13 protein-coding genes are annotated in these 14,404 nt (G+C 61.7%); 3 read left to right on the forward strand and 10 right to left on the reverse strand.

All coding sequences use genetic code 11. From position 1 onward, the window contains the following. Positions 1–21: 21 nt before the first annotated feature. Positions 22–1,059 (forward strand): L-glyceraldehyde 3-phosphate reductase, encoded by a 1,038-nt coding sequence (gene mgrA / locus AC07Y2_RS05240; RefSeq protein WP_008087334.1) that lies wholly within the window; start codon positions 22–24, stop codon positions 1,057–1,059. Positions 1,060–1,202: 143 nt separating this feature from the next. Here the strand turns inward: mgrA and tauD are convergent, their stop codons facing one another. From tauD to AC07Y2_RS05275, 7 genes are all read right to left on the reverse strand, one after another. After that, positions 1,203–2,045 carry a taurine dioxygenase gene (tauD, locus tag AC07Y2_RS05245; protein WP_074689444.1) on the reverse strand — a complete coding sequence of 281 codons (843 nt, stop codon included), beginning with the start codon at positions 2,043–2,045 and terminating at the stop codon, positions 1,203–1,205. Positions 2,046–2,102: 57 nt separating this feature from the next. Continuing rightward, positions 2,103–2,942 carry a taurine ABC transporter permease TauC gene (tauC, locus tag AC07Y2_RS05250; protein ID WP_085647943.1) on the reverse strand — a complete coding sequence of 280 codons (840 nt, stop codon included), beginning with the start codon at positions 2,940–2,942 and terminating at the stop codon, positions 2,103–2,105. Beyond that, positions 2,939–3,733 carry a taurine ABC transporter ATP-binding subunit gene (gene tauB, locus AC07Y2_RS05255; protein WP_011331959.1) on the reverse strand — a complete coding sequence of 265 codons (795 nt, stop codon included), beginning with the start codon at positions 3,731–3,733 and terminating at the stop codon, positions 2,939–2,941. The genes tauC and tauB overlap by 4 nt, the downstream gene beginning before the upstream one ends. A 16-nt stretch (positions 3,734–3,749) precedes the next feature. Further along, positions 3,750–4,727 carry a taurine ABC transporter substrate-binding protein gene (gene tauA / locus AC07Y2_RS05260; RefSeq protein WP_007952702.1) on the reverse strand — a complete coding sequence of 326 codons (978 nt, stop codon included), beginning with the start codon at positions 4,725–4,727 and terminating at the stop codon, positions 3,750–3,752. 341 nt (positions 4,728–5,068) lie between these two features. After that, positions 5,069–6,652 (reverse strand): glutamate--cysteine ligase, encoded by a 1,584-nt coding sequence (gene gshA, locus AC07Y2_RS05265; RefSeq protein ID WP_039764572.1) that lies wholly within the window; start codon positions 6,650–6,652, stop codon positions 5,069–5,071. A gap of 214 nt (positions 6,653–6,866) precedes the next feature. Next, positions 6,867–7,250, reverse strand: a complete 384-nt coding sequence (locus AC07Y2_RS05270; protein ID WP_064382742.1) for a PaaI family thioesterase — start codon at positions 7,248–7,250, stop codon at positions 6,867–6,869. After that, entirely contained in the window at positions 7,250–9,574 is a 2,325-nt protein-coding gene (locus tag AC07Y2_RS05275) for a Tex family protein (RefSeq protein ID WP_074689448.1), read from the reverse strand. Before AC07Y2_RS05275 ends, AC07Y2_RS05270 begins: the two co-directional genes overlap by 1 nt. 360 nt (positions 9,575–9,934) lie before the next feature. Here AC07Y2_RS05275 and ompR point away from each other — a divergent pair, with 360 nt between their 5' ends. Next, positions 9,935–10,675, forward strand: a complete 741-nt coding sequence (gene ompR, locus AC07Y2_RS05280) for an osmolarity response regulator transcription factor OmpR (protein ID WP_007952694.1) — start codon at positions 9,935–9,937, stop codon at positions 10,673–10,675. 114 nt (positions 10,676–10,789) lie between these two features. Beyond that, a complete protein-coding gene (locus AC07Y2_RS05285) occupies positions 10,790–12,103 on the forward strand; it encodes an ATP-binding protein (protein WP_039764576.1) in 1,314 nt (437 codons plus the stop codon). A gap of 97 nt (positions 12,104–12,200) precedes the next feature. On the opposite strand, the gene rimK is transcribed toward AC07Y2_RS05285, so the two are convergent. From rimK to rimA, 3 genes are read right to left on the reverse strand one after another with little or no spacing between them, the layout of a single operon-like run. Next, entirely contained in the window at positions 12,201–13,106 is a 906-nt protein-coding gene (rimK, locus tag AC07Y2_RS05290) for a 30S ribosomal protein S6--L-glutamate ligase (RefSeq protein WP_007949201.1), read from the reverse strand. After that, complete coding sequence (gene rimB / locus AC07Y2_RS05295; protein WP_011331964.1) at positions 13,103–13,582, reverse strand: retropepsin-like aspartic endopeptidase RimB; 480 nt, start codon at positions 13,580–13,582, stop codon at positions 13,103–13,105. Before rimB ends, rimK begins: the two co-directional genes overlap by 4 nt. Positions 13,583–13,598: 16 nt before the next feature. Further along, positions 13,599–14,378 (reverse strand): S6 modification regulatory phosphodiesterase RimA, encoded by a 780-nt coding sequence (gene rimA, locus AC07Y2_RS05300; protein ID WP_007952688.1) that lies wholly within the window; start codon positions 14,376–14,378, stop codon positions 13,599–13,601. Between the last annotated feature and the right edge of the window lie 26 nt (positions 14,379–14,404).

The following is a 14,404-nucleotide window of genomic DNA, read 5'->3' on the forward strand; positions in this document are numbered from 1 at the left end:
AGACCGACAAGAGAGGATTCGATGACTTACACCGCTGCCGAAAACCGCTATGACTCCATCCCTTACCGCCGCGTCGGACGCAGCGGTCTGGTGCTGCCGGCGCTGTCCCTGGGCCTGTGGCACAACTTCGGCGACAGCACGCCGATCGACACCCAGCGCTCGTTGCTGCGCACGGCGTTCGACCTGGGCATCAACCACTTCGACCTGGCCAACAACTATGGCCCGCCCTACGGCAGCGCCGAGATCAACTTCGGCCGTCTGCTGCGCGAAGACTTCAAGCAGTACCGCGATGAACTGATCATCTCCAGCAAGGCCGGTTGGGACATGTGGCCCGGCCCTTACGGCCAGGGCGGCGGCTCGCGCAAATACGTGCTGGCCAGCCTCGACCAAAGCCTGCAACGCCTGGGCCTGGACTATGTGGATATCTTCTATTCGCACCGCTTCGACCCGGACACCCCGCTGGAAGAAACCGCCAGCGCCCTCGCCACGGCGGTGCAGCAGGGCAAGGCGCTGTACATCGGCATCTCGTCGTACTCCGGAGTGAAAACCCGCGAGATCGCCGCGTTGCTCAAAGAGTGGAAAGTGCCGCTGCTGATTCACCAACCGGCGTACAACCTGCTCAACCGCTGGGTGGAAAAGGACCTGCTCGACACCACCGATGAGCTCGGCACCGGCGTGATTGCCTTCACCCCGCTGGCGCAAGGCCTGCTGACCGACAAATACCTCAACGGCGTGCCGGCGGATGCGCGGGTCAATCGTCCGGGTGGTGGTTCGTTGCAGGCTTCGCACTTGTCCGAGGCGAACATCGCTCACGTGCGGGCGTTGAATGAAATCGCCAAACGTCGCGGGCAGAGCCTGGCGCAACTGGCGTTGGCGTGGACGCTGCGCGATCCGCGAGTGACTTCGGCGCTGATTGGTGCGAGCCGGCCAGAGCAGATTATCGAGAACGTCGGGGCGTTGAAGAATTTGAGTTTCAGTGCTGAGGAACTGGCGGAGATTGACCGGTTTGCTCAGGAGGGCGGGATTAATCTTTGGGAGAAGCCTTCGACGGCAGAATAACGACACACAGATCGTTCCCACGCTCCGCGTGGGAATTCAGCCCGGGACGCTCCGCGTCCCCTGCCAAGCCGAACGCGGAGCGTCCGTAGAGGCGTTCCCACGCAGAGCGTGGGAACGATCAATCTTGCTCTTGCGTTAAAGGCTCAGCGAAAAAACGGCACATCCCCCAACACCGTAGCCCGCTGCATCACCCGCCGCGCCGGACGGTAGTCATCCACCGCGTAATGCTGCGTCACGCGGTTGTCCCAGAACGCAATGTCATCTTTCTGCCAGCGCCAGCGAATGGTGAATTCCGGCCGCGTCGCATGCGCGAACAAGAACTTCAACACCGCTTCGCTCTCGGTCTCCGACAGCTCATTGATCTTCGACGTGAACCCTTCGTTGACGAACAACGAGCGCCGTCCGCTCACCGGGTGCGTGCGAATCACCGGGTGCGACAGCGGTGGATTCTTGCGTCTCGCCGCTTCCCACTGCGCCAGCGCTTCCGGCGTGTTGCCGTAGCGCTCCAACGGAAAAGAACGGGTGAAATCGTGAGTCGCGGTCAGCCCTTCGAGCAGTGCTTTCATCGGCGCCGACAGCGCTTCGTACGCAGCAATCCCGCTGGCCCACAATGTGTCGCCACCAAATTCCGGCAGCAGCTTGGCGCTGAGCACCGCGCCCATGGCCGGGGTTGGCAGGAAGGTCACGTCGGTGTGCCAGATCGCGTTGTCGCGCACGTCGGTGACGGCGGTGTCGAGGATCAGCACTTCCGGTTGTTCCGGTACGTTCGGGTAGATCGGGTGAATATGCAGGTCGCCGAAATAGGCGGCGAAGCGCGCCTGTTGCGAAGGCTCGATCGGCTGATTGCGGAAGAACAGCACCTGATATTTGAGCAGTGCCTGCTCGATGGCGTCGCGCTGTTCCAGGTTCAGCGGCTGGCTGATGTCGACGCCGCTGATCTGTGCGCCGAGGGCCGAGCTTAAAGGGGTGATGTTCAGGCTGCTCATGGTGGTTCTCTTCAATTCCGGGGCCCCGAAACTGTCGGGGTAGTCAGTGCTGAAAAATCAGTGGGCCTGGCCGTGCCACGGCACCAGTTTGCGTTGCAGGGCGCGCAGGCCCATTTCCATGGCGAAGGCGATCAGGGCGATGACCAGAATCCCCAGCACCACCACATCGGTGACCAGGAACTGCGCAGCCGACTGCACCATGAAGCCCAGGCCGCTGGTGGCCGCGATCAGTTCGGCGGCGACCAGGGTCGACCAACCCACACCCAGGCCAATGCGCACACCGGTCAGAATGTCCGGCAGCGCACTTGGCAAAATCACATGGCGGATCAGTTGCGCGCGGGTGGCGCCCAGCGACTGCGCGGCGCGCAATTTGGCCGGGTCGACGGTGCGCACGCCGGTGGCGGTGGCAATCGCGATCGGAGCGAAAATCGCCAGGTAGATCAGCAGCACTTTCGACAGCTCGCCGATGCCGCACCAGATCACGATCAGCGGCAGATAAGCGAGGGGCGGAATCGGCCGGTAGAACTCGATCAGCGGATCCAGCACGCCACGGGCGATGCGGTTGGCGCCGATGGCAATGCCCACCGGCACCGCGGTCAGAATCGCAAAACCAAGGCCCAGGCCGATTCGGCTGAGGCTCGCGCCCAGGTGCTGCCACAACGTCGAATCCATGTAGCCCGTAGTCGCCAGCAACCAGCCTTTTTGCAGCACGGCGGACGGTGGTGGCAGGAACAGCGGCTCGATCAGGCCAGTGGCCGTCACCGCCCACCAGATCACCAGCAAGGCGAACAGGGTCAGCAGGCTGATCCAGCGGGTGCTGAGACGGCGGCGCACGGGAATCACCACCGATGTGGCGGCGGGTTTCACTGCGGTGGCGGAAACGTCGTAACTGCTCATGCGCGCTCCTGCCGCTGAACGGCGCTGCGTTGCGAGAACACTTTGGCCAGCACGTGTTCGCGGGTTTCGATAAAACGCGGGTCGGATTTGATGGCTCGTGCCGACTCACCGGCGGCGTAACGCTGGCCGAAGTCGAGATGCAGACGCTCGACGATCTGCCCCGGATTCGGCGCCAGCAGAATCAGGTCAGTGGCGAGGAACACCGCTTCTTCAATGTCGTGGGTAATCAGGAACACCGGTTTGGCGGTGCGTTGCCAGACTTGCAGCAACAGCTCCTGCATCTGTTCACGGGTGAAGGCGTCAAGGGCGCCGAAGGGCTCGTCCATCAGCAATACACGTGGGTCGGCGGCGAGAGCGCGGGCCAGGCCAACACGCTGTTTCTGGCCGCCGGACAGCTGCCAGATGCGACGATGTTCAAAACCGGAAAGGTCGACCAGTGCGAGCATTTCCCGAGCGCGCTGTTCGCGTTTGTCCTTGGCCACACCGGCCAGTTCCAGACCGAAAGCGACGTTGGCCAGCACGTCCTGCCAGGGCAACAGGGCGTCGTCCTGGAACACCACGCCGCGTTCGGCGCTCGGACCTTTGACCGGCACGTTGTCGAGGGTGATGCGGCCGGCGCTCGGTTCGACGAAACCGGCAATCAGGTTCAACAGCGAAGTCTTGCCACTGCCGGACGGGCCGAGGGCCACCAGCAATTGCTGCGGGCCGAGGGTCAGGGAAATGTCGGACAGTACCGGTTCCGGGCTGCCGGGATACTGTGCGCTGATGCGCTCCAGCTGTAGCAAGGCCATCGCAATTAACTCCCGATCAGTTGGTGATGTACTTGGCGCTGACGTACGGCGCGTAGTCCGGCAGTACCGCTTCGACCTTGCCTTGCTCCTTGAGGAACGCAGCGGTGTCGGTGATGGCTTTGGTGGTCGGTGCGCCGAGGTCGCTGACCTGATCCGCCGCCAGTGGGTAGACGTTGCCTTGCAGCAGCAATGGGATGTCGCTGGCTTTGGCGCCGGACAGTTTCACCAGCTTGTCGACGTTGCTCTGATTGGCCAGCCAGGCTTTCGGATCCTTGCGGTAATCGGCGTAGGCGTCGAGGGTGACCTTGGCGAAGGCAGTGACGATTTCCGGGTGCTTCTCGGCGAAGTCCTTGCGCACGATCCAGGCGTCGAAGGTCGGCGCGCCGAACTTGGCCAGTTCACCGGAAGTGATCAGCACTTTGCCGTTTTCCTTGGCCACACCCAGCGCCGGATCCCAAACGTAGGTGGCGTCGATGTCACCGCGTTTCCACGCGGCAATGATTGCCGGCGGGGCGAGGTTGAGCACGGTGACTTTCGAAGGATCGATGTTCCAGTGCTTCAGCGCGGCCAGCAGGCTGTAGTGACCGGTGGACACGAACGGCACGGCGATTTTCTTGCCGACCAGATCCTGCGGGGTCTTGATGCCGGAGCCGTCACGGGCGACCAGCGCTTCGGCGGCGCCGATCTGGGTGGCGATGAGGAAGGTTTCCACCGGAACTTTGCGGGTGATCGCAGCGGTCAGCGGGCTGGAACCGAGGTAGCCGATCTGCACGTCGCCGGAGGCGATGGCGGCAATGATGTCGGCACCGTTGTCGAATTTGCGCCAGTTGATGTCGGCTTTGGTGGCTTTCTCGTAGGCGCCGTCGGCCTGGGCGACTTTCGCCGGGTCAACGGTGGTCTGGTAGGCGACGGTGAGGTCGGCGGCCTGAGCCAGGAAACTCGCAGCAGCCAGAGAGGCCACGGCCAGCAGGCGAAGCGGGAAATTCAGTTTCATTCAAGAGCTCCATATCAGGCGACCGAGCGTCGGCGTGAAAGGAGACTAAATGATCTAAGAATCTAAAAATAAATAACTTTTTAGAATGAGCTTATGAGCGGAAAAATCTAAGCCGGGGGTATTTGATAGTTCCCACGCTCTGCGTGGGAATTCAGCTTGTGACGCTCCGCGTCACTGGGACGCAGAGCGTCCCTTGAGGCTTTTTTTGATCGTTCCCACGCTCTGCGTGGGAATGCAGCTCGTGACGCTCCGCGTCACTTGAACGCGGAGCGTCCATTGAGGCGTTACCACGCAGACGGTTCGACGCCTCGACGTGGGAACGATCAAAGAACCTTCTGATGTCAGTTGCTGATCGCCAGAATGCTCGCCTGATACGACCCGACAAACACGTCGAAATCGCCCACCTCGTTCTGCTCCAGCTCCGCCTGTTGCGCCAGCGAAGACCGCGCCAGTTCTTCGAACTTCGCTTGCTCTTCAGCCGCCAACGGCTCGCTGCGGAAGAACTCGGCGTGAGCCTGGCTCTGGCGCAGGGAGAATTGCGCGAAGCTTTCCTTGTGCGTGGCCATGGCCGCCAGCACCTGGGCCGAAGGCGTCAGGGATGAATCCTTGACCTTGGCCAGTTGCGCATCGAGCGCCTTGCTGTGGGCATCGCCGCCATGGCTTTGATCCAGCAGCGCCGCCAGCGGAGCGATTTTTTCCAGCAGTTCGGCAGCCCATTCCTTCAGCTCGACCGGTTGGCCGTCGCGCTGCAATTGCAGGCCCGGACGGCGACCTTCCTTGACCACACTGAGGAAGTTGGAGGTGGCGTTGCCGCAGGAATTGTTGGTCAGCAGCGGGCTTTCGTTCAGCGCGCAGTACAGCAGGAATGCGTCGAGGAAGCGCGACTCGGTGAGGTCGATGCCCATCGGCAGGAACGGGTTGATGTCCAGGCAGCGCACTTCGACGTACTGGATGCCACGGGCCATCAAGGCCTGGATCGGCCGCTCGCCGGTGTAGGTCACGCGTTTCGGGCGGATGTTGGAGTAGTACTCGTTTTCGATCTGCAGGATGTTGGTGTTCAGTTGCACCCACTCGCCATTCTGGTGCGTACCGATTTCAACGTACGGCGCGTACGGCGTGGCCACCGCTTGGCGCAGGCTGTCGGTGTAGCTCGCCAGATCGTTGTAGCACGGGGTCAGGCCCGCCTGGGCGTTGCTCTGGTAACCGAGGTCGCTCATGCGCAGGCTGGTGGCGTAGGGCAGGTAGAGGGTGTCCGGATCCAGCTGTTCCAACTGGTGCGAGCGACCGCGCAGGAAACCCGCGTCCAGCGCCGGCGAAGCGCCGAACAGGTACATCAGCAGCCAGCTGTAGCGGCGGAAATTACGGATCAGCGCGATATAGGACGACGACTGGAAATCCCGGTCGGTGCCGACGAAGCCTTCGGCTTCTTTCAGCAGCGGCCAGAGCTTTTCCGGCAGGGAGAAGTTGTAGTGAATCCCGGCGATGCACTGCATGGTCTTGCCGTAACGCAGGGCCAGGCCCTTGCGGTAGACGTACTTGAGCTGACCGATGTTGGAGGTGCCGTAATAGGCGATCGGGATGTCTTCCTCGGCCGGCAACGGGCACGGCATCGATGGACTCCACAGGTACTCGTTACCGAGCTTGCTGTAGGCGAAGCGATGAATCTTGTCCAGGCTGGCGAGGGTATCGGCCGGGTCCGGCAGGGCGGGCGTGATGAACTCCAGCAGCGACTCGGAATAGTCGGTGGTGATCTGTTCGTTGGTCAGCGCGGAACCCAGGGCTTCAGGGTGCGGCGTCTGGGCCAGGCGGCCTTCGCCGGTCACCCGCAGGCATTCACGTTCGATACCGTGAAGGCACTGCTCAAGCAGAGAGAGGTTAGCGCGCTCGCCGAGCAGAGCCAGGCGGCGGTTGAGAAGTTCGCTCAATTTGGATTCCTTCACGCGTCAGTCGCCCCAATATGGGGGTGGGCAGGACGGTCTACAAGGGTGAAGTTGAAACTGGCGTTTTCGCCTGGTTTTCGGGCCATGAAAGCCCCATTGGAAACGCCAACTTCAGTCCCTGAATCTGGCAGACGCGGGCGAGGAAAACTCCGACGCTGCGATCACAGCGCCGAAATTAACTCAAAATGATGAACAACATCTACAGGACAGCGAACGTGCCTTGCGCTTTTGCGACCAGTTTGTCGCCCTGCATCACGTCGGCTTCGACCACCAGCGTGCGCCGGCCCGGGTGGATCACCCGCGCCGTGCACATCACCTCGCCTTCAGAGACGGCGCGGATGTAGTTGATCTTGCACTCGATGGTTGCGCTCTGCTGGTCGAAACCGTGGGTGCTGGAGCAGGCCAGCCCCATGGCGATATCGACCAGACTGAACAGCGCGCCGCCGTGCAGCTTGCCGCCGCGATTGCGCAGTTCGGGTTCCAGCGCCAGGGCGACTTGCGCCACCCCGGTTTCCAGGCTGTGCAGACGGCAGCCCAACAGCTTGAAAAACGCGCTCTCGACAAGCCCGGCCGGCATTTCCATCAGCGTTTCTTCAACTGCTTGGCGTTGGCGAACAGCGAGGCCATTGCGTTATTCACCGGAGCCGCCGGGGTGCTTTCCTTGCGTGGCGCCGAACCCTGCGACTGGCGTGGCGCCGAGCCCGGACGTGAACCACGGGCACCGTCGATCTTCTCGCCCGGGGTGTCGCTCATGCGCATCGACAGGCCGACGCGTTTGCGCGGGATGTCGACTTCCATGACCTTCACCTTCACCACGTCACCGGCCTTCACCGCCTCGCGCGGATCCTTGATGAACTTCTCCGACAGCGCCGAAATGTGCACCAGACCGTCCTGATGCACGCCGATGTCGACGAACGCACCGAACGCGGTCACGTTGGTCACGACGCCTTCGAGGATCATCCCCAGTTGCAGATCCTTCAGGTCCTCGACGCCTTCCTGGAACTCGGCGGTCTTGAACTCCGGACGCGGGTCGCGGCCCGGTTTTTCCAGCTCTTGCAAGATGTCGGTAACGGTTGGCAGACCGAAGGTCTCGTCGGTGAATTTCTTCGGATCCAGACGCTTGAGGAACGCCGCATCGCCGATCAGCGAGCGGATGTCACGGTCGGTTTCAGCGGCGATGCGCTGCACCAGCGGATAGGCTTCCGGGTGAACGGCCGAGGAGTCCAGCGGATTGTCGCCGTTCATCACGCGCAGGAAGCCGGCGGCCTGTTCGAAGGTTTTCTCGCCCAGACGCGCGACTTTCTTCAGCGCCGCGCGGGTTTTGAACGCGCCGTGCTCGTCACGGTGGGCCACGATGTTCTGCGCCAGGGTCGCGTTGAGGCCGGAGATCCGCGCCAGCAGTGCCACGGAGGCGGTGTTCACGTCCACGCCCACGGCGTTCACGCAGTCCTCGACCACGGCGTCCAGACCGCGCGCCAGTTTCAGCTGCGACACGTCGTGCTGGTACTGACCGACACCGATGGATTTCGGGTCGATCTTCACCAGTTCGGCCAGTGGATCCTGCAGACGACGGGCGATCGAGACCGCGCCACGGATCGACACGTCCAGATCCGGGAATTCCTTGGCTGCCAGTTCCGAGGCCGAGTACACCGATGCACCGGCTTCGGACACCATGACCTTGGTCATTTTCATTGCTGGATATTTTTTGATCAGTTCGATGGCCAGCTTGTCGGTCTCACGGCTGGCGGTGCCGTTGCCGATGGCGATCAGGTCGACCGAGTGCTTGGCGCACAGGGCGGCCAGGATGGCGATGGTCTGATCCCATTTGTTGTGCGGCACGTGCGGGTAAACCGTGGCGTGATCCAGCAGCTTGCCGGTGGAGTCGACCACCGCGACCTTGCAGCCGGTACGCAGGCCCGGGTCGAGACCCAGGGTGGCGCGCGGGCCGGCGGGGGCAGCCAGCAGCAGGTCGTGCAGGTTGTGGGCGAACACGTTGATCGCTTCGGTTTCGGCGCCGTCGCGCAGCTCGCCGAGCAGGTCGGTTTCCAGGTGGGTGTAGAGCTTGACCTTCCAGGTCCAGCGCACCACTTCGCTCAGCCATTTGTCGGCCGGGCGGTTCTGGTTCTGGATGCCGACGTGCTGACCGATCATGCCTTCGCACGGGTGCAGGGTGCCCGGCAGCTCTTCGCCGACTTTCAGTGCAGAGCTGAGAATGCCTTCGTTGCGGCCACGGAAAATCGCCAGCGCGCGGTGCGACGGCATGCTTTTCAGCGGTTCGTCGTGTTCGAAGTAATCGCGGAATTTCGCGCCTTCCTCTTCCTTGCCGGCGATCACGCGGGCACTGAGAGTGGCTTCCTGCTTCAGGTAGGTGCGCAGTTTTTCCAGCAGGTTGGCGTCTTCGGCGAAGCGCTCCATGAGGATGTACTTGGCGCCTTCCAGTGCTGCCTTGGCGTCGGCCACGCCTTTTTCCGCGTTGACGAAGCGCGCGGCTTCGGTTTCCGGGGTCAACGACGGGTCGTTGAACAGACCGTCGGCCAGTTCGCCGAGGCCGGCTTCCAGGGCAATCTGGCCCTTGGTGCGGCGCTTCTGCTTGTACGGCAGGTACAAGTCTTCGAGGCGGGTCTTGGTGTCGGCGAGTTTGATTTCGCGCTCCAGCTCAGGGGTGAGTTTGCCCTGCTCCTGAATGCTGGAAAGAATGCTGATGCGCCGTTCGTCGAGTTCTCGCAGGTAGCGCAGACGCTCTTCCAGATGACGCAGTTGGGTGTCATCGAGGCTGCCGGTCACTTCTTTCCGGTAACGGGCGATGAAGGGAACGGTAGAGCCTTCATCGAGTAGCGCGACGGCCGCTTCGACCTGTTGTGGGCGTACGCCGAGTTCCTCGGCGATGCGGCTGTTGATGCTGTCCATAAAACCACCTGACAAATTGTGAAAGCAGGCTCGCAGGCACGTAAATGAAGGCCCGGAGTCTGGTGGGGCGGCTTGATGCTGGCCGCTGCCTGGGTCAAAAGGCATCCCATTGACCCGTGAAATCGAACAATTACTGCGGCGCCCATGAAAATAAGGGACGGCCACCTGCGGTAACGATTCAGACGTTGCCTGGCACAAAAGGCCGCGCATTATAACCAGCGTTCTGTCATTCGGGGGCGACGCAGTCTGTAGGCACAAGCCCCGGTTTTCTGGCAGTGAAGGAAAAATCTGCTAACAATGCACACGGTGCGTATAACGGCAGCTACGCCATAATGCGCGCCGAGCTAAAAGGAGCATCCAATGAGCAGCACTGCACAAACTGCTGAAGGCGAAAAAATTCTCATCGTTGACGACGATCCGGGGCTGAGCAGCCTGCTGGAACGCTTTTTCGTCAGCAAGGGCTACCGTGCCCGCGCCGTACCGAACACCGAGCAGATGGATCGTCTGCTGTCGCGTGAAGTGTTCAACCTGGTCGTCCTCGACCTGATGCTGCCCGGCGAAGACGGCCTGACTGCTTGCCGTCGCCTGCGTGGCGCAAACAATCAGATTCCGATCATCATGCTGACCGCCAAGGGCGACGAGCTGAGTCGTATCAAGGGCCTGGAACTGGGCGCCGACGACTATCTGGCCAAACCGTTCAACCCGGACGAGCTGATGGCCCGCGTCAAGGCCGTGTTGCGCCGTCAGGCCGCACCGGTGCCGGGCGCGCCGGGCAGTGAAGAAGAAAACGTCACGTTCGGCGACTACGTGCTCTCCCTGGCCACCCGCGAACTCAAACGCGGCGATGAAGTGCACATGCTCACCACCGGTGAGTTTGCGGTACTCAAGGCTTTGGTGATGAACGCCCGTCAGCCGCTGACCCGCGACAAGCTGATGAACCTGGCCCGTGGCCGTGAGTGGGATGCCCTTGAGCGTTCCATCGACGTGCAGATTTCCCGTCTGCGCCGGATGATCGAACCCGATCCGTCCAAGCCGCGTTACATCCAGACCGTCTGGGGTGTTGGTTATGTGTTCGTGCCGGATGGCAACTCCACCAAGTGATGGGTGATTTGTAGGAGCGAGTCTGCGGGGGACGGTCGGAAACGCCGTCCGCGCAGACTCGCAATCCGCAATATGCGAGCATTGCTCGCTCCTGCAAGTGTGTAGCGGTTATCCATGAAAACCCCCGTCTGGTTCCCCCAAAGTTTCTTCTCCCGCACCCTGTGGCTGGTGCTCATCGTCGTATTGTTTTCCAAGGCATTGACCCTGGTTTATCTGTTGATGAACGAGGACGTGCTGGTGGACCGCCAATACAGCCACGGCGTCGCCCTGACGCTGCGTGCCTACTGGGCCGCCGATGAAGAAAACCGCGCGAAAATCGCCGATGCCGCGACCTTGATCCGGGTGGTCGGCGCCGGTGTGCCGGAAGGCGAACAGCATTGGCCCTACAGTGAAATCTACCAGCGGCAGATGCAGGCGGAGCTGGGCGCCGACACCGAAGTGCGCTTGCGCATGCACTCGCCGCCGGCCTTGTGGGTTCGCGCGCCGAGCCTCGGTGATGGCTGGTTGAAAGTGCCACTGTATCCACACCCGTTGCGTGGCCAGAAAATCTGGAACGTGCTCGGCTGGTTCCTGGCGATCGGGTTGCTGTCCACGGCGTCTGCGTGGATTTTCGTCAGTCAGCTCAACCAACCGTTGAAGCGTCTGGTCTACGCCGCCCGGCAACTCGGCCAGGGCCGCAGCGTGCGCCTGCCGATCAGTGACACCCCCAGCGAGATGGCCGAGGTTTATCGCGCCTTCAACCAGATGGCCGAAGACGTCGAGCAGGCCGGCCGCGAGCGTGAGCTGATGCTGGCGGGGGTCTCGCATGACTTGCGTACGCCGCTGACCCGTTTGCGGCTGTCGCTGGAGTTGATGGGGGACCGCACGGATCTGACCAACGATATGGTGCGCGACATCGAAGACATGGACGCCATCCTCGACCAGTTCCTCGCGTTCATTCGTGATGGTCGGGACGAGTCGGTGGAGGAAGTGGATCTCAGTGATCTGGTGCGTGAAGTCGCGGCACCGTACAACCAGAGTGAAGAGAAAGTGCGCCTGCGCCTGGAGCCGATCCAGCCGTTCCCGTTGCGGCGGGTGTCGATGAAGCGTTTGCTGAACAACCTGATTGGCAACGCGTTGAATCATGCCGGAGGGAGCGTGGACGTCGCGGCCTATGTATCCGGGGACACGAGTGCGCCGTACGTGGTGCTGAGCGTAATGGACCGTGGGGCGGGAATCGCCCCGTCGGAACTTGAGGCGATTTTCAACCCGTTCACCCGAGGTGATCGGGCGCGGGGCGGAAAAGGTACCGGCCTGGGGCTGGCGATCGTCAAGCGGATTGCTTCGATGCACGGCGGCAATGTTGAACTGCGCAACCGCTCCGGTGGCGGGCTGGAGGCGCGGGTTCGATTGCCGCTGGGGTTGATGCTGCCAAGAGATGCCGTTTAACGGCAGCGGCAAGCGGCAAGCGGCAAGCGGCAAGCTACAAGCCAAAGCTGCTTTCACTCGCCGCTTGCAGCTCGTAGCTCGCCGCTCCCCAGTGCCCCTATCCCTTGCCTTTTGTGCGGGTCATGTTCGGCCCGCCATTCTTCTCAAGGTGTTCGATGATGATCCCCGCCACGTTTTTGCCCGTGGTGGTTTCGATCCCTTCCAGGCCCGGTGACGAGTTCACCTCCATCACCAGCGGCCCGTGGTTGGAGCGCAGGATATCCACACCCGCCACCGCCAGCCCCATGACCTTTGCCGCACGCAGCGCGGTCATGCGTTCTTCCGGAGTGATCTTGATCAGGCTGGCACTGCCGCCACGGTGCAGGTTGGAGCGGAATTCGCCGGGCTTGGCCTGACGCTTCATGGCCGCGATCACCTTGTCGCCGACCACGAAGCAGCGGATGTCGGCGCCGCCAGCCTCCTTGATGTATTCCTGCACCATGATGTTCTGCTTCAGGCCCATGAACGCCTCGATCACCGACTCCGCAGCCGTTGCGGTTTCGCACAGCACCACGCCGATGCCCTGGGTGCCTTCGAGCACTTTGATCACCAGCGGCGCGCCGTTGACCATGTCGATCAGATCGGGAATGTCGTCCGGCGAGTGGGCGAAGCCGGTCACTGGCAAACCGATGCCCCGGCGCGACAGCAACTGCAGCGAACGCAGCTTGTCCCGCGAGCGGGCGATGGCCACCGATTCGTTGAGCGGAAACACGCCCATCATTTCGAACTGACGCAACACCGCACAGCCATAAAACGTCACCGACGCGCCGATCCGCGGGATCACTGCATCGAAACCCTCCAGCGGCTTGCCGCGATAATGGATCTGCGGCTTGTGGCTGGCAATGTTCATGTAGGCGCGCAAGGTGTCGATCACCACCATTTCATGCCCGCGCTCGGTTCCTGCTTCGACCAGACGGCGGGTGGAATACAGACGCGGATTCCGCGACAGCACAGCGATCTTCATGCAACACCTGTGGAGGAGGTAGATACCGGGAACACCGGCTTGTCTTGTACATATTTGATGCCCGGATTGACCACCAGTTGGCCGTCGATCAGGGCTTTGGAACCGAGCAGCAGGCGATAGCGCATGGACTTGCGGCAGGCGAGGGTGAACTCGATCGGCCAGACCCGATCACCCAGGGCCAGGGTGGTGCTGATCACGTAGCGCACCTGGGCCTGGCCATTGGAACTCTTGATGGTCTTGCGGGCGACCAGCGGCGCTTCGCATCGCCGATGGCGCAACTGCACGACGGTGCCCAGGTGCGCGGTGAAGCGCACCCACTTCTCGCCGTCGCGTTCGAACGGCTCGATGTCGGTGGCATGCAGGCTGGAGGTGCTGGCGCCGGTGTCGATTTTTGCCCGAAGGCCGGCGACTCCCAGATCCGGAAGCGCCACCCACTCGCGCAGACCGATAACGGTCAAATGGTCAAATGTCTTCAATGGAAAAAACCAACAATTAACGCGTCCACGCTTCAGGGGACACCTGGGCCAACGCTTTGAATGCGGGCCTGGCGAACCAGTAACCCTGCATCAGAAATATTCCGCAGTCCGCCAGGAAATCCCGTTCACCCGCACTCTCTATGCCTTCGGCGATGACTGTAACGTCCAACTCCGCACAGATTGTGACAATCCCCCGAACGATAGCCTGACGAACACGGTCACGGTCGATATCGCGAATCAGCGCCATATCGAGCTTGATCAGGTCCGGTTGGAAATCGGCCAGCAGATTGAGCCCCGAATAGCCGGCACCGAAATCGTCGATGGCCGTCTTGAAGCCGAATTCGCGGTATTCACGCAGAATATTGGTCAAATGGCGATAGTTATCTACATGCTCGCTTTCCAGGGTTTCGAAAATCAGCCGGTCGATCGGAAAATTGTGTTTCCTCGCGGCCTCCAGGGTGCTGCGAATACACAACTCTGGACGATAGACGGCGTTGGGCATGAAGTTGATCGACAAGTGTGTCTGCATATTAAGTTCGGCCGCGCCTTCGATGGCGCGAGTCCGGCAGAGCTGGTCGAAACGGTAGCGGTTATCTTCTGTAACCTGATCCAGCACGGTTAATGCGCCTTCACCAGCCGCACCACGAACCAGTGCCTCGTAGGCGTACACCGACTCGTCACGCAGATCCACGATGGGCTGATAAGCGAACGAAAAATCGAAGCCCAGCGGCTCGCTTTGCTGGCAGCCCAGGCACCCGGATTTGGGCGAGGTCAATGAAGACGGAAATTTGGTCACTCGATCACTCCATGCCGTTGAACCGG

It is taken from the genome of Pseudomonas sp. GW456-12-1-14-TSB6 (assembly GCF_059424205.1).